The organism is Acinetobacter sp. MF4640, assembly GCF_002018895.1.
Taxonomy (GTDB): domain Bacteria; phylum Pseudomonadota; class Gammaproteobacteria; order Pseudomonadales; family Moraxellaceae; genus Acinetobacter; species Acinetobacter johnsonii.
This window is the reverse complement of sequence record NZ_MVOM01000048.1, coordinates 1-19,952: the sequence shown is the minus strand read 5'-3', so window position 1 is coordinate 19,952 and position 19,952 is coordinate 1. Positions and strand designations below refer to the sequence as shown.

General features: G+C 41.9%; 20 protein-coding genes and 2 pseudogenes. 13 read left to right on the top strand and 9 right to left on the bottom strand.

The genetic code is table 11. The annotated features are described in order from the left end of the window. Positions 1-56: 56 nt before the first annotated feature. From MF4640_RS19305 to MF4640_RS19495, 3 genes are all read right to left on the bottom strand, one after another. Positions 57-2,123, bottom strand: coding sequence for a hypothetical protein (locus tag MF4640_RS19305; protein WP_078390049.1), 2,067 nt, complete (start codon positions 2,121-2,123; stop codon positions 57-59). Between the two features lie 10 nt (positions 2,124-2,133). Beyond that, positions 2,134-2,313, bottom strand: coding sequence for a hypothetical protein (locus tag MF4640_RS14640; protein WP_039890317.1), 180 nt, complete (start codon positions 2,311-2,313; stop codon positions 2,134-2,136). Positions 2,314-2,587: 274 nt separating this feature from the next. After that, positions 2,588-2,749 (bottom strand): hypothetical protein, encoded by a 162-nt coding sequence (locus MF4640_RS19495; RefSeq protein WP_004692748.1) that lies wholly within the window; start codon positions 2,747-2,749, stop codon positions 2,588-2,590. Between the two features lie 459 nt (positions 2,750-3,208). On the opposite strand from MF4640_RS19495, the gene MF4640_RS14635 reads away from it, so the two are divergent. Continuing rightward, positions 3,209-3,409, top strand: a complete 201-nt coding sequence (locus MF4640_RS14635) for a dodecin family protein (RefSeq protein WP_004978694.1) — start codon at positions 3,209-3,211, stop codon at positions 3,407-3,409. A 96-nt stretch (positions 3,410-3,505) separates the two neighbouring features. On the opposite strand, the gene MF4640_RS14630 is transcribed toward MF4640_RS14635, so the two are convergent. Continuing rightward, on the bottom strand, positions 3,506-4,195 hold the full coding sequence (locus MF4640_RS14630; protein WP_039890315.1) for a DsbA family protein: 690 nt from the start codon (positions 4,193-4,195) through the stop codon (positions 3,506-3,508). A gap of 236 nt (positions 4,196-4,431) precedes the next feature. On the opposite strand from MF4640_RS14630, the gene MF4640_RS14625 reads away from it, so the two are divergent. The 3 genes from MF4640_RS14625 to MF4640_RS14615 all read left to right on the top strand — a co-directional run bounded on the left by MF4640_RS14625 (position 4,432) and on the right by MF4640_RS14615 (position 6,229). Further along, positions 4,432-4,947, top strand: coding sequence for a hypothetical protein (locus MF4640_RS14625; protein WP_078390048.1), 516 nt, complete (start codon positions 4,432-4,434; stop codon positions 4,945-4,947). A 147-nt stretch (positions 4,948-5,094) separates the two neighbouring features. Continuing rightward, on the top strand, positions 5,095-5,844 hold the full coding sequence (locus MF4640_RS14620) for a hypothetical protein (RefSeq protein ID WP_078390047.1): 750 nt from the start codon (positions 5,095-5,097) through the stop codon (positions 5,842-5,844). Positions 5,845-5,956: 112 nt separating this feature from the next. Beyond that, positions 5,957-6,229 (top strand): hypothetical protein, encoded by a 273-nt coding sequence (locus MF4640_RS14615; RefSeq protein WP_004692743.1) that lies wholly within the window; start codon positions 5,957-5,959, stop codon positions 6,227-6,229. Between the two features lie 57 nt (positions 6,230-6,286). Here the strand turns inward: MF4640_RS14615 and MF4640_RS14610 are convergent, their stop codons facing one another. After that, a complete protein-coding gene (locus MF4640_RS14610; RefSeq protein ID WP_078390046.1) occupies positions 6,287-6,985 on the bottom strand; it encodes a hypothetical protein in 699 nt (232 codons plus the stop codon). A 282-nt stretch (positions 6,986-7,267) separates the two neighbouring features. On the opposite strand from MF4640_RS14610, the gene tehB reads away from it, so the two are divergent. The 3 genes from tehB to MF4640_RS14595 all read left to right on the top strand — a co-directional run bounded on the left by tehB (position 7,268) and on the right by MF4640_RS14595 (position 9,661). Continuing rightward, complete coding sequence (gene tehB / locus MF4640_RS14605) at positions 7,268-8,137, top strand: SAM-dependent methyltransferase TehB (protein ID WP_078390045.1); 870 nt, start codon at positions 7,268-7,270, stop codon at positions 8,135-8,137. Positions 8,138-8,307: 170 nt separating this feature from the next. Further along, positions 8,308-8,820: a Panacea domain-containing protein gene (locus tag MF4640_RS14600; protein ID WP_161944387.1), complete on the top strand. Its 513-nt coding sequence runs from the start codon at positions 8,308-8,310 to the stop codon at positions 8,818-8,820. Between the two features lies 1 nt (position 8,821). Further along, positions 8,822-9,661: a hypothetical protein gene (locus tag MF4640_RS14595; RefSeq protein WP_078390043.1), complete on the top strand. Its 840-nt coding sequence runs from the start codon at positions 8,822-8,824 to the stop codon at positions 9,659-9,661. A gap of 50 nt (positions 9,662-9,711) precedes the next feature. Here the strand turns inward: MF4640_RS14595 and fadA are convergent, their stop codons facing one another. Beyond that, positions 9,712-10,884 (bottom strand): acetyl-CoA C-acyltransferase FadA, encoded by a 1,173-nt coding sequence (fadA, locus tag MF4640_RS14590; protein ID WP_078390042.1) that lies wholly within the window; start codon positions 10,882-10,884, stop codon positions 9,712-9,714. A gap of 12 nt (positions 10,885-10,896) precedes the next feature. Next, positions 10,897-13,050 (bottom strand): fatty acid oxidation complex subunit alpha FadB, encoded by a 2,154-nt coding sequence (gene fadB / locus MF4640_RS14585; RefSeq protein WP_004978714.1) that lies wholly within the window; start codon positions 13,048-13,050, stop codon positions 10,897-10,899. Between the two features lie 479 nt (positions 13,051-13,529). On the opposite strand from fadB, the gene lpxO reads away from it, so the two are divergent. The 6 genes from lpxO (at position 13,530) to pgsA (ending at position 19,133) form a co-directional block, all read left to right on the top strand. After that, entirely contained in the window at positions 13,530-14,444 is a 915-nt protein-coding gene (lpxO, locus tag MF4640_RS14580; RefSeq protein WP_078390041.1) for a lipid A hydroxylase LpxO, read from the top strand. Positions 14,445-14,662: 218 nt separating this feature from the next. After that, positions 14,663-15,070, top strand: a complete 408-nt coding sequence (locus MF4640_RS14575) for a PH domain-containing protein (protein ID WP_010325754.1) — start codon at positions 14,663-14,665, stop codon at positions 15,068-15,070. Between the two features lie 156 nt (positions 15,071-15,226). Further along, positions 15,227-15,571, top strand: a complete 345-nt coding sequence (locus tag MF4640_RS14570; protein WP_078390040.1) for a DUF2185 domain-containing protein — start codon at positions 15,227-15,229, stop codon at positions 15,569-15,571. A gap of 160 nt (positions 15,572-15,731) precedes the next feature. Then, a complete protein-coding gene (gene uvrC, locus MF4640_RS14565; RefSeq protein WP_010325756.1) occupies positions 15,732-17,531 on the top strand; it encodes an excinuclease ABC subunit UvrC in 1,800 nt (599 codons plus the stop codon). Between the two features lie 113 nt (positions 17,532-17,644). Further along, entirely contained in the window at positions 17,645-18,439 is a 795-nt protein-coding gene (locus MF4640_RS14560; RefSeq protein ID WP_005400951.1) for a thioesterase family protein, read from the top strand. A 106-nt stretch (positions 18,440-18,545) separates the two neighbouring features. Further along, positions 18,546-19,133, top strand: a complete 588-nt coding sequence (pgsA, locus tag MF4640_RS14555) for a CDP-diacylglycerol--glycerol-3-phosphate 3-phosphatidyltransferase (RefSeq protein WP_004692729.1) — start codon at positions 18,546-18,548, stop codon at positions 19,131-19,133. Positions 19,134-19,186: 53 nt separating this feature from the next. On the opposite strand, the pseudogene MF4640_RS14550 reads toward pgsA, so the two are convergent. Both MF4640_RS14550 and MF4640_RS19080 read right to left on the bottom strand, forming a co-directional pair. After that, a pseudogene (locus MF4640_RS14550) lies at positions 19,187-19,822 on the bottom strand (ATP-binding cassette domain-containing protein); the annotation flags it as partial. After that, positions 19,821-19,952, bottom strand: a pseudogene (locus tag MF4640_RS19080) (IS481 family transposase); the annotation flags it as partial. The pseudogenes MF4640_RS19080 and MF4640_RS14550, both read right to left, overlap by 2 nt.

The following is a 19,952-nucleotide window of genomic DNA, read 5'->3' as shown; positions in this document are numbered from 1 at the left end:
TCGATGTTTTAGTGTTGTAAATTTCACATAAGAACACAAGTAGAAAATACAAAACTCTACAACTCGCTGCCAAGTTGTTTTTGAATAGAATCAAATAATTGAAACACAGTGATAGGTTCAGGCAAAGTAGAAATCGTATTTTGAATCAGTTGCCAACTGATGCCGTGCTGTCGGTCTAGGACTAAGCATGGATAGGCGATCTCGGTACGTGAGAGTTCAACCCGCTTTTGACCATGAATTACTCGAATTTTTTGTCGTTCTTTTAACACTAAAATGGGCGTATTTACGTCAGCGGAGCTTTCTTCAAACTGGATGAATTTACGGCTATTGAGCAGATCGGCCAGAATAAATGGATGATAGTCTTCAATATGCCATACCAGTTTGGCCTGTTGGGTATACAGCTGAAAAATTGAAAATACATCATGCATGTGACCCTGTAGCTGGTCCCATCCAATTTCGCGAATGGCTGCGACTTGATGTTGACAACTCTGGGCAAATTGTTGGCTCAGGCGAATGGCTTCCATAGGACTGTCAGCACCGAATAGAGCCAAATACTTAATAAACCCTCCATACTGATTAGTCTGTTCTGCTAAATAGATAGGAGAGTCCAACCAGTGATCGAGTTGGTCGCTGTGGATCAGAAAATCGATATTTTGACCGATCTCGGTGTGCCCTGAAATGTCGAGGCCATAGAGCTTAGGATCTAAATTTGGTTGATGCAGTGTGCACAATTTCGCTTGATATTGCCCCAAATGAATCTGTGTGGGCAGTATGGGTTGCGCAGCAGTAGCTGATGCTTCTGAATTTTCTGTATGGCTATCCTGCAAAACAGGGCATGGTGCTGTCACCTCGCTTTCAAGTGGATCTTGCTGTTGAAATTCAGATGAAATGTCTGTATCTGGTGGTTCAGCCAAGATCGATCGCCTTTGGATAAAATCCTGAATGGCAAGCGTTGAAATAGACGCACTTGGCTTGAGGTCAAGTCGAATGGGTGCAGCGGCCTCAATGATAAATTCTTCCTGAGGCGGACATAGCCCATCACTTAAAAGAGGCTGATTGCTGAGAATCAAATGATTTTCTGCTAATACTTCAGGTTGAAGATCTAAATCTTTTTGTACGATATCGGACTGATTTTCAGGTTTCTTATCTTGTTTGATACTTAGTTTAATAGGATTGATTGGGACGACATCTTCTACAGTGTTTTCTTTAAAAGACCTGAGTTCAGTTCCTTCAATTTGAGTTGCATTTGGGGCACAGTCAAATGGAAGTTGTATTTCCGTATTGAAATGAAGCGCTGCTTCAGCCTTAGATAAAAGCAGACTAGACTCAGGACGGACTTCGGGGAAGTCTGACACAGACCCTTGGGTTCGTTCAGCCGATGTATCATCTGTAGCAATGCTTAAAAGCTCAATACCAGTGAAAACAAAAGCGTCACTAACTACATTGTCCTGTGCATGCCCTATGTCAGTTTTTTTATGGGATATGGTTGTAACGGGCGGGATAAACTGGTCTCGTGCAACTTCTGCAACTTCTGCAACTTCTGCAACTTCTGCAACTTCTGCAACTTCTGCAACTTCTGCAACTTCTGCAACTTCTGCAACTTCTGCAACTTCTGCAACTTCTGCAACTTCTGCAACTTCTTCGGATATTTCTGGTGTCGTAATAAAAGGTACGTTCTCGGGCTGTTGAACGCTTTGCACATGGATCAAAAACCATTGGTAAGCGTGTTCAAACTTTATGTGCCATGGGCTGCTATGCACTGTAGCTGGGGTGTTTTGAAAAGCAATTTGCCAACCTAAACCTGATTTATATACAACACCCCATGCGAAAGATGTCTGGTGTTTTAAGGCATCAGTTAAAGCAGACTCATATTGAAACAGTCCAATGTAGGCATGCTGGTAGGGGCTTTGCTGTATCCAGCGTTCAGCCGCCGCTTGAGGCTGAGTCAGTGCCTTATAGGCTTCGAGTTGTTTTTGAAAAATGGGTTCATCACAGAGTGCAAAAATTTCGCGAATACGTTTTTTCGAGCGCGCAATTTCAAAAAAAGACAGAGGTTGATGTTCCAAACCATCAATCAATTGATGCAGTTCTTTGATCAGCATTGCTTTTTCGATTGCTTTCATGCGCTGAACTCTAAAGTTGTTTTTGTGCTTGTTCCAAGTAGCTTGCCAAAACCATATTGATGGCCAGTTCAAGTAATTTATATTCGGTTGAAGTCGGCTGCGTATACAGCTGTGCGAAAGCAATCAATTGATCAAGGTCAATGGCTTGGGGTGTAATACGACCTTGGATGAGGGCTTGTAAATTTTGCATAGGCATGTGCTATTGAGTGCATTTAATTTATTGGTTTTGGAATTGGGTCTTCTTGTTTGATCATAATTAGAAAAGAATAAATAGGCAAAAATTATTCTGCTCTCGATACGAGAAAAGGGTAGTGAAAAATGTAGATAATTTCGATTTCAGCACAGATTGAATTAAATATTTTGCCCTCGAGGGTTCATAGCTGAAATTTTTTGTCAGTTCTTTGCAATTTTGGGCAAAAAAATAGGCAATCAACATTGCCTATTTTTGACCAAGTCAGCACAAATTACGCTTCTTGATGTGGTGCAGCCGCAGGAGCATCAGCCGTTGCCGTTTGAGTGTCTGCTGGTTTTTTTACAGGAAAATCTGGAACAAAAACAACTTGTGCAGAAACAGTTGCAGAAAGAGCCATTACAGCGACAGCCAAAGCATATTTAACAGCGTTCATGATATTTCCTCTAAAAAGGAGGTCTCACTTAGGAGACTGGGAGTTTTAAAAAGATAAATTTCGCATGAATAATATCAAAAAATGATCGATTTAAGCGCTGGTTTAGGCCATTAAAAGATGAATGACGAGTTCATTTATTGTTAAAAAACAATAAATTAGAATAAATACTCTAGTCTGGTATAGAGTTTTTACTCCAGTGCTAAGCTGTTTAAATTTAAAGTGAAAATTTAGATTTTCAAGTTTGAAATGAAGCTTGAAAGTAGGACTTTTTTGTCTGAAATGAGACCTGAAAAAGGACTTGGAGTTACATGATTAATTGTTTAAATATTCATCATTTTGAAGTCTTTTGATTGTGCATACTGTGTAAGTTTTTGCTGTGGAATGTTTAAGTTATCTATTTTTGATTAAAAATTCACCTAAGATGAACAGGCAAAAACAACAATAGCTGAGGACAAACAGATGGCCATTGCAAAAGTGGTAGAAGTCAATTCAAGCAGTGCGAAAAGTTTTGAAGATGCGATTCAGACAGGGATCGCAAAAGTCACTGAGACGGTGAAGAATGTTCAAGGTGCTTGGATCAATGAACAAAAAGTGGTGATTAAGGACAACCAAATTGTAGAATATCGGGTCAATCTTAAAATTAGTTTCTTGGTCGATTAACCACAAGTCCATTTTTTTAACCTATAAAAAATCCCCGCAGATCGGGGATTTTCTTATCTATGGATAGGGCTCAGTTAAGCTGTGAATCCAGTATCCTTATGATTGTTTGGGTGTTTCACAAGACTCATCGGAACACTGTGCCGCATTATTTTCTTCTGTTGGCATTTGTGCTTTTTCAAGGACTTGTAAAAAGACTTCACGCGGCTGTGCACCCGCTAAAGCCACACGTTGATCGAAAACAAAGAACGGCACACCCGTTACTTTCAGTTGTTCACGCGCCACTTCTTGGTCAAACTTCACGAAATCTGCGTATTCGTCAGAATCCAGCACATCATCTACCTCAACTGGGTTTAAACCAATACGAGAGGCCACATCTTCAATGGTTTCACGCTCACCAATTGGTAAGCCTTGTGTCATATAGCTAAAGAAAAAGGCTTCTTCGGCTTCATTGCCTAAACCATGGCTTTGAGCAAGGTGAATAATACGGTGTGCATTGAAACTGTTGCCTGAGTTGGCATTTTCCCAGTTAAATTCAATGCCTTCTTCCGCAGCCATTTTGGCAATATTACGTTGCATCTCTTCAACTTCAGCGACCGTGCGACCATATTTTAGTGCGAGACGTTCTGAGTTCGAAATTTCTTGGCGAACTGGCGCATCTGGATCCAGTTCAAAACTGTGCCAGTGCACTTCCAATTCAACACCAGCCTGTTCAGCTGCCGCTTCTAAACGTTTTTTGCCAATATAACAAAAAGGACAAACAACATCTGACCAAATATCTACACGCATGGGATTTCTCAAAAATAGTAAAAAGAGCAATTAAGGAAATGATGGGGATGAGTTATAAAATTTAAAGCAGGTCCATTAAAAAAAGCGGTTTCGCTATGTATTCAATCAGTTGAATCTTCTGGGCTTTACCGCTTATCTGACAACTACGCAACACAAAGATCGAAAAATATACAATAGGGTGAAGGCGCTCAGTTTGAGCATGCCTTTTTATATCTCTTAGCGTTTGGGATTGTTTTATGAAATTTTTAAATTCTCTTCCGGTTTTTTGTTGTGTTCTTCTTTTTATGCCGACTTTGCTGCAAGCCAATGGTGAGATCGTGAGTCTACCGACTTTTAAAACCATGGCGGAATCAGAGCTACGTGCTGAAACGGGCGTGATTCCTTATCAACAGGATGAAAACATTCGTAAAGCCTTGCAGCACCGTATCGTTCAGTTGCAGGATGATGCACAGTCTTTTGTGGTCGATCCGACCATTACTCAAAATATCGATATTTTGCCACCTGCAGTCACCGCAGATCTAAATTCTGTGCCACCTTTGTTACGTGAACATGTCTTAAACATCGCCGCTGGTTTGCAGTCGTCTAATCCAACTGAAGGCTTGTATATCATGTTGCAGCCGTTTGGCATTGACCGTAATGCGACCAATGTACAAATTGCCCGTGAACAAATTTCGATTGGGCAGATTGATCGGAATTTTATGCAAGGGATTCAACAGAATAGTCAGCAACCAAGAATAGCTCCAGCGAAGTAACACGTCCTTATTCGTTTATCGCCAGTACATTCCTCATCCACTTGGGGAAGGTGCGGGCTTAGCGTCCTCAAATATCGATAACATGTTGAAATATTGATCATGTGCCTTTATTTGCTATGATGAAAAGAAATGAAGAGGAAGCTGAACATGCGACGTATCGTGTTGATTTTAGTTCTTGCGACCAGTGCCGTTTTTGGTTGGATGTTTTATCAGTATTCTCAACAACAAAAAGAGCAGCAGCAGCTACAACGCTATGAAACGGTGCTGTATGAAAAGACTGAACAAATTTACAAACAAGCTCAAGATTGGACCACACCGATTCAAGTCGATGTAAAAGACCCACGTCTGACGGGTGACTATCAAATTATGGCGGAGTTTGTGCTCAGTCATATGCTGCAAAATGCCGAAGCGCGTAATCAATATCTGCGAGATTTAAAAGCCTTAAATTGGGATCAGTTTCTAAATATTGACCGATTAAGCAAAGACAAAAAGAACAATTATGCTGAAACGGAGCAAATGCTGAGAAACGTACATGCCGTTGTTGAGAGCTATGCACAGCAGGTTGAACAACGTCAAAAAGATGCCATTGCTCAGGCCAAAGATTTAGCAATATCTTCGCGGTTCCGCCATCAACTGACTGACAGCATGAAAGCCAGTGAAAAAAGCCATGAAGCCACCCGCCTGTTTAGTCTTGAACAGCAGAATTTAGCCAAAGCGGATCAAATTTTCTTGGTGCTGAAAAATAACCAATGGGAAAAGAAAAACAACACCTTTATGTTTTATGAAGATGCCCCACTACAGCAGTTTAATGCGCTGTATAAAGAGATTTTGGCACTGAATAGCCAGATGCAGCAGGTCGAAAAACAGACCCAAAAAGAGGTGGAACAGAAGTTATAACACCGTGCAAAGATGACAGTCTTGTAAGCGGGCTGTCATCTGTTGTTCAAAATTGGCTGCTAGAGTAAAAGCATCACAACGATGACGACTTTTCAGTGCAGGCAGGTGAGTCATGAGAACCATACACGTTTTTGATGATATTCAGCATGTGTATAGTGAGTTTGTAGAAAATAAAAACTATCCAAAATTAGAACGCTTAAGCAACTGGGGGAAGAATCGTTTTTTCTTCAACCAATATTTCAAAATGATTGAAGACTGGCACCACACCGAACAAATCGTGATTCAGTTCAACCAACAGTATTTCAGTCTAGATACGGGCAATGCGCCTGACTTTATGGACAAAGAAAAGTATATGGCTTGGTTGATGGGCGAACTCTTAATTTAAATCCTTCACACAACAGTACAGCGCCTGATTCGTTCTAGGCGCTGTGCTTTTATTGTCTTAATCAAAAATTTTATCGGCTGCTTGGAAGGGTAGGCTGACCACATCAATTGCGACGGCAAAAGGTAGCAGCACTAATTTTTCAAAAGGATTCATGCCCGACTTCGATTTATAACTTTCCTCTTGGTGGGTATAAATGCTCACCTGATAAGGCTTACTCAAAGCTTTTAAAGACGTTAAATTGTTCGCCGCAGGGTAAACCACACCTGCCAGTTTTATCTCGAAACAGAAACGCTGTGCAAACATGCGTTCATCACTGGAACTTGAACATTCCTTCGCGCCATTTTCAATAAAAAACTCCAGATCTTTCTTGCTGATGTCTTCTTTGAGCTTCACATAAGACAGTGGCAGTGTTCCCGTAAAATGACCATCATTCTTTTCAGAATAGAAACTTAGTTCTCGGGTCACTTGAATATTTTTCGGCTCCAGTTTCCCAATCAAGCTGACAAATTGAGGCCCACCTTGGGTAAGGACATAACTTTTTTGTTGCCCTGCAATCACTAAACTATGCGCAGGTAAATTCGGCAGAGGCTGAGCAGGTTTGCCAAAAGCCACCACTTGGTCTTCGATTAAGGTCACTTTGTTGGTACGGGTATAGGTTTTATTGTCTTTGGTCATCAGGGTTTTGGTGGCACAGCCTGTGAATAATGTCCCCATGATGCCTAAGCAAATGATGGTTTTTAAAGGTGATGCAAACATCGATAGACTCCGACTCATTTGAAATATAGTTAAGCTGAGTTTTTATTGTCTTTAAGCCTATCATTAAAACGTTCAAAAAGGCGTCAAAGCTCAAAAGTTTAAAGTCATGAAAGTTCTATGAGTCGCTCAATGTAGGGGAGCGACGGATTTTATTTCTTACTTATCTGTAGTTTCTAGTCACTGAATGAATGTTCATTTGAGTCTGAAATGGCTATGATCATACAAGCTTCGATAAAAACTATGGACTAGCGAATACGTCATAACAAGGGTGGGAATCGGCTGATGCAAGACTTGATTTGTTATAAAGAACTGCCTGTGTGGACTGCGCAGACCATTCCGCAAGGGTTTAAAAATCAACACAATACCAAAGCAGGCACGTGGGCCAAGCTAAAGATTTATCAAGGTGAGCTGAGCTTTGCTTTTTTAGATGAGGCTGGTCAAGTGCAATCTGAGCATCTATTTACCCCTCAGCAACAGCCACCATTTATTCAGCCTCAAGCATGGCACAAAATTGTTTCGACCAGCGATGACATAGAGTGTCAGTTGCAATTTTACTGTACCCCGCAGGATTATTTTAATAAGAAATATCAGCTTTCACCCACGCATTCAGAAATTTTGGCGGCTATGCCGTATTTACACGGTGGTCGGGCTTTGGATGTCGGCTGTGGACAAGGGAGAAATTCGCTGTACTTAAGCCAGCAGGGCTTTGAAGTGGAAGCTTGGGATGTGAATCCGCAAAGTTTGCAAAAATTACAGCAAATTATAGATGCCGAAGGCATTCAAAATATTCATGTGCAACAGCGTGATTTAAATGCTGACCCAAGCATTACAGGTACATACGACTTTATTTGTTGTACGGTGGTGATGATGTTTTTAGAAGCGCCAACTGTGAAACCATTGATTGCGCAGATGCAGCAAGCCACAAATGTAAATGGGTTGAATTTGATTGTGTGTGCCATGGATACCGATGATATTCCTGCGCAGCCTGACTTTCCATTTGCGTTTAAAGCAGGAGAGTTAAGTGCTTTGTATGAGGGTTGGAACATTGTTAAATATAATGAAAATGTAGGTGAGTTACATCGAGTCGATGAGCAGGGCAATCGGATTAAGCAGCATTTTGCGACGTTATTGGCGCAGCGATTATCCATTTAATTTATAATGATTTTAGATATCTGACAGTGACAATTTTATATGCTTATGCTAAAAACAAGTATATAAAATATATTTTTTAAGCTTTATTAAAATAAAAATTTAGGGATAATACACCCACTAATTTTTAGTCTATGACTAATGATCGGGAAAAATGGGTGGAGGTAAATAAGATGATGAAAGCACTAGATGTTGCTAACTATATAGTTGATTTTGTTTCTAGGAGTCACCCTGATGAAAAGTTAACCCATGTTAAACTTCAAAAAATTATCTACTATTCATATGCAACTTTTCTAAAGGAGAAAGGTCTATCCCTTTTTCCTGAAAAAATTGAAAAATGGCAATATGGTCCTGTAGTAAGAAGTGTATATGATCAATTTAAGTCTTTTGGGTATTCACATATCAGCTCTCCAAAGACAGAATTAATCATGAGTGTAGAGGCCACTGGGGCTGTAAAATTCGAATATAAAAAGTTTGATGATTCTGTAATTCAACAGATACCAGGAGCTAATGAGACTATTGATAAAGTTGTTAGTAGCTTAATCTCTCATGATGCTTTTGATTTAGTTGAAATGACTCATCAGGAAGATTCTTGGAAAAAATTTGAGTCTCTAATTTTGAAAAGAGAGCCAAACTTATTTTACACAAATGAAGAGATCTTAAATTGTTCTAAAAAAGTTGTTTGAGATGACAGAAAATACGAATATAAAAACACTTGATCTTGAGACCTTTATAAGGTCTCATTTTTTTGAAGCTAAAGATATAGATGTTGGAAGTATGATGTTGTCTTTCATTTTTCTATGTATGGATAATAAATTTATTGATGATGAGTCTGGGGAAACATTTTATAGATTGCCATATGCAGAGATCACAAAAGTTATTTTTAGGCAGGATGAAAACAAATTCAGTGGTACGGTCTTAGATTTTGCAAGAACTTCTATTCTAGAAAGAATGGAAAACTCTGTTTCGGAATTATTTCCACATTCAGAACGGGATCAAAAGCACTATTTATCTTGTTATAAGCGATTTACAGAGCATATGTTATTAGCATGTATTCAAAGAAAACATGTTGAAGAAATAACAAATGATGCGCGGCGTGCGGCGAATAGAGCCTTAGTTAGCGTTGAAAAAGCCGAAAAAACAACGAATGATATAACTACTCAATTTGTCACTATCTTAGGTATTTTCGCTTCAATTATTGTGGCTTTATTTGGTGGTATGAGCTTGGTTAAAGCAGCTGTGGAATTGCTTACGAATGAGGGGAGTTTACCTTTATTTGTATTTGTTGTATCAGTCTTAATGTTGAGCTTTTCTGGATTAATTGTTTTATTAACAACTTGGATTACGTCTCTCAATAAAGAAAGATCAGAAAATAGTTATCTTTGGACTAAGGTAGTTTTATTTGGATTTTTACTCATTTGTTGTTTTGGCTCCGGCCTTATTTCATATGATTTATCAAAAAAGCCGAAAGCTGAAAAAGAAAAAACAAGTACAGATGTTAAATTTGAGTTAAAAGCCACTAAATAAAAAACCCCGCACTAAGCGGGGTTCTTTTTATCTCAGTATTTAATTAAAAATTAAACACGTTCGATAATAGTCGCGATACCTTGACCAAGACCGATACACATGGTCGCAAGACCAATTTGCGTATCTTGTTGTTCCATCACGTTCAACAACGTCGTGGTAATACGCGCACCAGAACAACCCAATGGATGACCCAGTGCAATCGCACCACCGTTTAAGTTGATCAGGTCTTGTTTCTCATAAATGCCTAAGCCTTTCATGACAGACAAGCCTTGTGCAGCAAATGCTTCATTCAATTCAAATGTTTGAATGTCACTAATGCTTAAGCCAGCACGTTTAAGTGCTTTTTGCGTTGCTGGAACTGGACCATAACCCATGATCGCAGCATCACAGCCTGCAACCGCCATAGAGCGAATCACAGCACGTGGCTTAAGACCTAAAGCTTGAGCACGTTCAGCAGACATCAGTAGCATTGCAGATGCGCCATCAGACAAAGCTGAAGACGTTGCTGCTGTTACTGTACCGCCTTTCGGGTCAAATACAGGACGTAAACCTTTGAATGCTTCAAGGTTTGCATCTGGACGAATCACTTCATCGATGTCGCAAAGGATTTTGAAGCCATTGGCATCATGACCTTCAACACCTACGATTTCATTTTTGAAACGACCTTCTTGCGTTGCAGCCCAAGCGCGGCGGTGAGACTCAACACCGAACGCATCTTGTTCTTCACGCGTAATGCCGTTCATACGACCTAACATTTCAGCAGTTAAGCCCATCATGTTAGACGCTTTTGCATAGTGCTTAGATGCTTCTGGGTTGAGGTCGATGCCGTGCATCATCCCAACGTGACCCATGTGCTCTACACCACCGATGATGAAGATATCACCTTGGTTGGTTGCAATCTGTGCAGCAGCGGTGTGCAGCGCTTGCATAGATGAACCACAAAGACGGTTAACTGTTTGACCTGCCACAGTTTTTGGAAGGTCAGCCAATAAACCAATGTTACGGCCAATGTTCATACCTTGTTCTAGAGTCTGGTTTACACAGCCCCAGATCAGGTCTTCAACTTCATTGGTGTCAAACTGGTTACGAGCAACTAAAGCACGAACCAATTCAGCCGATAAGCTGTCAGCACGTACATTGCGGAACATACCGTTTTTGGTTTTACCCATTGCTGAACGTACACCATCAACGATGACAACGTCACGTGGATTTAAAGTAGCCATTCACGTTGCTCCTTAACCGTAGAATTTTTTGTTGTTAGCAGCCATGTCACGCAACATTTGTGGCGCTTCATAAGCCTTACCTAAGTGTGCGTATTTGTCGCAAAGTGCAACATATTCAGCAACACCTGTTTGGTCGATGTAACGGCATGGACCACCACGGAATGGAGGGAAACCTACACCCATAATCATTGCCATGTCTGCTTCAGAAGCAGTCGCTACGATGTTGTCTTCTAGGCAACGAACAGTTTCGTTACAGAAAGCCAGCATCATACGGTCAATGATTTCTTGAGCATCAAACTCGCGTTTTTCCGCAGTTGCCACAGTAGCAACAAGCTCATACGCAGTTGGATCAACCACTTTGGCTTTTTTGCCTTTACGGTCAAGTTCGTATTTGTAGAAACCAACGTCGTTCTTTTGACCCAAACGTTTGTTTTCGTACATGATTTCGATTGAACCTTTGAAGTCTGGCTTCATACGGTCAGGGAAACCTTCAGCCATGACTTCTGCACCGTGAACGCCCGTGTCGATACCAACAACGTCGATTAGGTAAGCAGGACCCATAGGCCAGCCGAATTTTTCCATGACTTTGTCGACTTGTTGGAAGTCAGCACCGTCTTTCAATAGAAGGTCAAATGCACCAAAGTAAGGGAACAATACACGGTTTACAAGGAAACCTGGGCAGTCGTTCACAACGATTGGTGTTTTACCCATCTTCTGAGCAAGAACAACCGTGGTCGCAATCGCTTCAGCCGAAGTCTTCTCGCCACGGATCACTTCTACCAATGGCATCATGTGTACTGGGTTAAAGAAGTGCATACCGACAAAGTTTTCAGGACGTTGTAGGTTTTCAGCTAAACGTGTGATTGAAATTGTTGAAGTATTTGAAGCAATGATCGTGTTGTCACGAACATTCTTCTCAGTTTCAGCAAGTACAATGCCTTTTACTTTTGGATTTTCAGTTACTGCTTCAATCACGATGTCCACTTCTTTAAACTCGTCATAGCTTAAAGTTGGACGGATGCGCGCAAGAGTTTCACCCATTTGAGCAGGTTTCATCTTCTTACGTTCAACTTGTTTGGTCAGTAAGCCATTGGCTTCTTTCATACCCAAAGCAAGTTGCGGGTTACCAATGTCTTTCATTATGATTGGTGTGCCTTTGCTTGCCGCTTGGTAAGCAATACCGCCACCCATGATACCCGCGCCCAATACAGCCGCTTGGTTTACAGGGTGCGCACCTTTTTCATATTTCTTCGAAGTTTTCTTCACCACTTGGTCATTGATGAATAGACCAATTAATGCATTTGCTTGTGGTGTAATGGCTGCTTTTGCAAAACCAGCCGCTTCAGCTTGAAGTGCTTCATTACGTGGAAGGCTTGCACCTGCTTGTAATGAGTCAAGAAGAAGTTTAGGCGCAGGGTATTGAGCAGGATTTGCTTTTGCAAGAACTGCACCTTTCGCCGAGTTGAACGCCATCATTTGTTCGATTGGGTTCAATTTAACAGGGTCAAGTTTTTCCTGACGTTTTGCTTTCCAGTCTACACGGCCAGCAAGGGCTTGTTTAACCAAGTCAATTGCCGCGTCTTGTAGTTTGTCTGCAGCAACAACCGCATCAACCGCACCGTCTTTCAGTGCCGCAGCAGGTTTTTTAGGATTAGCCATGGCCATCCATTCAACTGCATTGTCGATACCAATTAGACGGCTTAAACGAACCGTACCACCGAAACCAGGGAAGATGCCCAGTTTGATTTCAGGAAGACCGACTTGAGCCGCTTCTGACATCACACGATAGTCACACACGAGGCACATTTCAAAGCCGCCGCCCAATGCCATACCATTGATCGCTGCAACTTTAGGAATCTCTAAATCTTCAAATGCGTTGAAGATGTCGTGAACAGGCAATGCCCAATCCACAATCGCTTGTTCGCCTTGAGCGAAGTTTGCACCAAATTCAGTAATATCTGCGCCAACGATAAATGTAGATTTAGCCGAAGTAACGATTAAGCCTTTGATGTCACCGTTTGCTTTAACAGCGTCAATTGCAGCTTTGAAATCTTCAATCGTTGCACGGTTAAATTTGTTGACCGACTCACCTTGTAAGTCAAAGCGGAATTCTGCAATTCCGTCCGAAAGCATTTGGACGGTAATGGCATTGCCAGCGTGGATCATGCCTGATCTCCTTTATTTTGGAGGACTTCTAAGTTGATGTTGTGAAGCGAGTACGTCATTCCTACGTACATCTATGCTCCGCCAATCTTACGATAACTATATCGAAAAAGAACATAACAAGTTGTATCAAGCCGTGACGCAAGGGTCATCTATTTTTATTCAATTATTTCGTGTGCTTGCATGATGTATTTTTAAATGATGTGGTCTAAATAGAGTGAAGTTTTTGTTTCATTTAAGATTTTTTATGGATGAGTGATCAAAAAACGATTAGACAGCGTCCTTATATTTCAAGTCAACCTTTGCGCCGATTTTGGCAATTTAGTCAATGCTACACTTGCAGGTAAACCCAAACAGAATGAAAACTTGTGATGAAAAGCTGGAAATAGGACGTACTTTGCAGCCTATGTTACAATTTGCAGTCTAGACCGAATACCGGTCTTTTTCTTTTATTTCGTTTTCTTTGGTTTCCAGGTTTTCATATGATTAAGTGGATCATTCTGGCGATTTTTATTCTTTCTGCACTTTATATTCAGCAACGTGGGAAGGTTCGTCACTCGTTTTATCGTCAATTTTTCGATCATTCAACGATTCTTGCACCGATTAACTATCTCATGTACATGTTTTCAAAGGTGCCGAATCAGCCGTATATCGACACACAGCATTTTCAAGATTTAAAAGTGTTGGATGAAAACTGGGAAATGATTCGTGATGAAGCAAAAGCTTTATATGAAAAAGGCGGAATTAAAGCATCGAGCAGTTATGATGACTTGGGATTTAATTCCTTTTTCAAAACAGGCTGGAAGCGTTTTTATCTGAAATGGTATGACTCTGCGCATCCGTCAGCAGCTGAACTTTGTCCAAAAACGACGGCGTTGCTGCAAACTTTGCCGACCATTAAAGCCGCGATGTTTACCGAACTGGCACCAGACAGCCGTTTGGTTCGTCACCGTGACCCTTATGCGGGTTCATTACGTTATCACTTGGGGCTGATCACACCGAACGATGACCGCTGCTTTATTGATGTGGATGGTCAGCGCTATTCATGGCGCGATGGTGAAAGTGTGGTCTTTGATGAAACTTATATTCACTATGCCGAAAACACCACTGATCAAAACCGCATTATTTTCTTTGCTGATGTCGAGCGTCCTTTAAAAACACGCTTTATGCAAAAGTTTAACCATTGGTTTGGTAAAAAAGTTATGACCGCTGCCAGTTCTCCAAATGAAGCAGGGGATCAAACGGGTGGGCTGAATAAAGTCTTTGGTTATGTCTATCAAGTGCGGATCAAAGCCAAAGCTTTGAAGAAAACCAACCGTCAATTGTACTACTTCTTAAAGTGGTTCCTGATGCTCGGAATTTTCTTTTTGATCTTTGTTCGGCCTTATGTGTTTTAAAGCACATTAAGCGCCCTGAGGGGCGTTTTTTATTTGGGCAGAAAAGGGGGAAGCCTATCTGCCCTTTTGATTTTTCTATTTATTTCAAGGCTCACAGTGGATTCGAACCACGTATGGCTTTATGCTTTATCCAGTTAAAACTAAAAACAACATGAGCGCGTATCTGTGTCATTTTTAAGATCGCAACTTATAACTTAGATAAAGCATGAGGTTTCAAGGTGCAAAAGTTTCGTTCGAAGATGGACTGGTGGTTTTTGGGGTTTATTATTGCTATGTCAGGCCTGTTAGCCCAATTGATTTTGACCACCTATGGCAAAGGCATTTTGATGCAAAATCTTTTGTTCGTTGTGGTCTATGCTTTGACTATTGTTTTACTGTGGTGGCCGCTGTGGAGTACCCGCTATGTGGTCGATCAGGAGCAACTGACAATTCGCAGTCTCTGTTTTAAATGGATCATTCCCTTGACTGCGATACAGTCTGTTTCTGAAACAGATAATTCCATCAGTTCACCAGCCTTGTCCTTAGATCGTCTAAAGATTGAATACTTAAAAGAGGGACAAACCAAAACCATTTTGGTGTCACCGAAAGATAAAGTAGCGTTTAAAGCTGCGTTAAAATTGTCATAAATACAGTCTTAGGCAAGTTGTATGCTTTACGGGCCTAAGCGAGTGAAAGCCTTGCTCAAATATGCCGTGAAGACTAAAGTAAAATAAACTTGAGTTCTGTTCATCCCCCCAAACCTCTACTTGCAAAACGTCTACTTGCCGTTGAAGGATATGCTTATGAAGTCGTATCAATTGAGTCCGACACAAATTCAAACTTTAGTGCCGCATATGGGAAGTTGTATCGCTTCAGATATGATTACGGTGCAAGGCCTAAAAGTGGCCTATATGTACCGTGAAGAAGCACAATCTAGCGATGAAAGTGGTTGGGTGTTTTTATCGGGTGAAGAAGGAGATGACTATATTGAAGACCCTGAAAACTTAGGTCTTTATGAGGTCAATGTGATTGCCAATTATGATGCGGACATCATTGCTCACTTAAATGCACCTGCAGGAAGCCACTTTGCCCGCAATGAACAAGGTGTGTTTGAACGGATCGATTTTGAAGCGATGGATCTGGAGTAAGCCTTCAGCCTCAGCATCAATGTCTTTTGCCAGCTAGACTGGTTTTGAAATGCACTTTCATGTGCTTGAAATGCGTCAGACATGCCCAATCTAAAAGACAGATCAAAGGCTAAGCCTAAGCAAAGCAGTTGACGACGAGCCGAGAAAATTAGGGAACCCTGTGAACGAAAACGCACGAGAACATATCGAAAAAATTTTAGCCAATATGACCACACTGCCGGGCGTTTATCGCATGCTCGGCAAAGACGGTGAACTGCTGTATGTGGGCAAAGCGAAAAATTTAAAAAATCGTGTCTCGAGTTATTTTGTCAAAACTATTGAGCACCCGAAGACGCAGGCTTTGGTGGCGCGTATTTATGACATCGAAACCTTAGTTGTTCGTTCCGAAACTGAAGCACTGCTGCTTGAACAAAACCTGATTAAGCTGCACCGTCCACCCTATAACATCATGCTCAGGGACGATAAGTCCTATGTGTATATCTTTGTCTCTGCCGACAAACCGTATCCACGGATTGCATCGGGTCGAGGCAAAGGCAAACACCAAGTCGGAAAGTTTTTTGGGCCGTATCCGAGCGCTTATAATGCACGGGATACTTTGTTGGTTTTGCAAAAGCTGTTTAATGTTCGTCAGTGTGAAAATAGCTATTTTTCACAGCGTAAGCGTCCTTGTTTGCAGTATCAAATTAAACGTTGTTCAGCGCCGTGTGTGGGACTCATTAGCCCTGAAGAGTATAAAAATGATGTCGATAACTCGATTCGTTTTTTACAAGGGGATACCAAAGAGCTGAATCAAGAACTGATTGCGAAAATGGAGCAAGCGGCCGAAGCCCTAGAATTTGAAAAAGCGGTGTTTTACCGTGACCGTATGGCGCTGTTGCGGGATGTCCAGTCTCAACAAGCTATTTATAAGCTCAAAGGTGAGGCCGATATTTTAGCGATTGCCTATCAGGCAGGGGTAACCTGTGTGCAGATCATGCATGTGCGCAACGGCAAAATGCTCGGAGGTAAAAGTTATTTTCCAGATATGCTCGGAGAGGGTTTGGGGCAAATGCTGGCCGACTTCATAGCGAACTTTTATTTCCAAGTGGCGGATGAAGTACCCAGTGAGGTGATTGTAAATGTCGAATTGCCCGATCGAAAAGAACTGGAACAAGCGTTACAACAACAGTTTGATAAGAAAGTACAGATTAAACATAGCGTGCGTGAGACACGTGCAGAGTGGTTAGAGCTGGCACAGATGAATGTGCAGCATGCAATCAAAGGGCAATTGGCCAATCACTTTGAACTGAATGAGCGTTTCCATCAACTTGAACAAGTGGTGGGACGTCCGATTGATCGGATCGAATGTTTTGACATCTCACATACCATGGGTGAAGAAACCGTGGCTTCCTGTGTGGTATTCGACAGTGGCGGCATTCGTAAGCGTGATTATCGTCAGTTTTCAATTCAAGACATTACCGCGGGTGATGACTATGCCGCAATGCGTCAAGCGCTGACCCGTCGTTATAAAAAAGCCATGCTGCCTGATTTACTGCTGATTGATGGTGGTAAAGGGCAATTGCATATGGCGATGGAAGTCATGCAAGAGCTAGGTTTAGAGGCCTTTATGGTTGGGGTGTCAAAAGGCGAGGGGCGTAAACCGGGCCTTGAAACCCTACACTTTACTGATGGAACTAAAATTCAGTTGCCTGAAGATCATAAAGCGTTGCATTTGATTCAACAGGTGCGTGATGAGGCGCATCGCTTTGCGATAACCAAGCACCGAGCCAAACGCGATAAAAAACGGGGTTCATCGATTTTGGAAGTAATTCCAGGTTTGGGGCCGAAACGCCGCCGCGATTTGTTGACGCACTTTGGCGGGATTCAAGGGGTGTTAAAGGCCTCCGAGAAAGACTTAACCGGAGTCCCTGGTTTGGGCGAAGTGATGGCCCGTACTATTTATAAAGTTTTGCATGAGTAGAACCGCATCTACTGCGATGGCAAAAGTGCTTATTGACCCATGGGTCATTGATCATTCACATTGGTTGAATTGTGTTGTAAAGATATAGACGGAATTTAAAACAAGGATGCCACATGTCGCTTCAACACAGTTATCAGGCTTTAGCAGAACAAGAATGGATTGATATTCCTACAGGCTGGTTACAAGGACGCACGATTTATGGTGGACTGGTCGCAGGTTTAATGATGCAAAAAGCATTGTTGACTCTTGCCGATGACACGAAGCATTTACTCAGTTGTAGCGTGACTTTTGTTGGCCCAGTACAACAGGCCAAAGTTCGTTTAACCAGCGAGATTCTACGTCAAGGCAAGTCGGTTACGACCTTGGAAGTGCGTTTATGGCAAGATGATGCAGTTCAAAGTATTTTGGTGGCAAGCTTCGGGACACAGCGTGAATCGAGTATCCATGTGCATCAAGAACCTGTAGCACCCGCGTTTCCATCGGTTGATGGTCTTACAACAGCGCCGCATCACCCGCTTGCACCTGAGTGTTTTAAGCAGCTGGATATGGTTTGGGTGACAGGGCAGCATCCGTGTACAGCCAGCCCAAAGCCTGACTTTTCTGGCTGGTATCGCTTTAATCCAGACTTACATGAAAATCGAGACATGACCGTAGCCGACCTCATGGTGTCGATGGACATTTGGCCACCAGGGGTGCTACCGATGTTTAAAAGTATGGCACCTGCCAGTTCGCTAACATGGCATTTGACCTATGTGCATCCGCTGAAAAATCAGTTACACGATTGGATGAAATACCACGTTGAAACGCAATATGCTGCGGATGGATATTCCACCGAAGCCGCCTATTTGTGGGATGATCAGAATCGTTTAATTGCAATTTCGCGTCAAACAGTTACCGTGTTTGCCTAGTGACACCTTAGGTCAATTCGTATAAAGTGGGCGCTATTAACGATGGATTAAACCTCAAAAAAGTGTGCATTTTCATCGTACATGAGGGAAACAACGGGCGGTGTTTATGACTACAGGTCGCATCCTGAATATTCCTAATATCTTGACCTTGGCGCGTATTGCCTTAATTCCGGTCTTTTTGTTGGTGGCCTATTGGCCCCCTGTAATGGGTATCGCTGAACAAGCGGTAAGTATGTCTCGTCATATTTTGTTGACGTCTATTTTTGTCGTTGCAGCGGTGACAGATTGGTTCGATGGTTATTTGGCGCGGACTTTAAATCAGACCTCTGCATTTGGGCGTTTCTTAGACCCTGTTGCGGATAAATTGATGGTGGCAGCAGCACTGATCGTGTTGGTGCAGTGGAAACCAGAAATTTCGATGGCATTTGCGGCGATTGTGATTATTTCCCGTGAAATTACGGTGTCAGCACTGCGTGAATGGATGGCAGAATTGGGTGCACGTACTAATGTAGCCGTGTCTACGGTCGGGAAATATAAAACTGCTTTTCAAATGATTGCAATTACCGTGTTCTTACTGAATTGGCAGCCGCTTGAAATGTTGGCTTATGCATTGTTGTATACCGCAGTAATTTTGACTTTATGGTCGATGTTTATTTACCTCAAAGCGGCTTGGCCATACTTAAAACAGCCTTGATTGTTAGATTTTTAAGAAGCTCCTGCGGGAGCTTTTTTTGTACCTGAGATTCATTAGCTATGCGTTTCTTCCTCAGTATCATCTTCAAAAGTCTTGGCAATTTTTTCAATATTGAGGCTCTTGGCCATGGCATCGAAAATTTCCTTATAGACCCCATCCTGACGGTACAGCGCTTCATGTTCTCCATGTTCAGCAATACAACCTTCCTTCATGACATAGGTATAATCGGCATCGATAATTTGTGACAAACTATGCGAAATAATAATCACCGTTCGCCCTTGTTTGATCTCATCGAGGCTCTGTTTAATTTGCTCGCTAGCAATCGCATCGAGACTGGCGGTCGGTTCATCCAGAAAAATAATCGGTGGATTTTTGAGGAACATCCGTGCCAGTGCAATGCGCTGTTGTTGCCCGCCTGAGAGCATCAGTGCATCGGATTGATAAGCTGCGGGTAGCTGCAAAATTTGTTCATGAATAGAGGCTTTTTCTGCGGCAGCATAGACTTCATCATCCGTGGCATTGATTTTTCCATAGCGAATATTGTCTAAAATACTGCCTTGGAAAATGTGATTTTTCTGTAAGACGAGGCCAATGTGATCGCGTAAATAAGTGGTGTCGATGTCTTGTAGATCAATCCCATCGAGCTCAATTTTTCCTGCTTCGGGCTGATAAAATTTATCTAATAGGCTAGGTGTTTAGTCCCGGCATTTGATGGATCGGATCAATTTTAAAAAGTTCAGGTTCATCTGTCCACTGTTTGCAGATGAATTCGTAGGGAGTCAGGCCCCTGAGTGTTTTGAGTCTGCGGCCGAAGTTGTA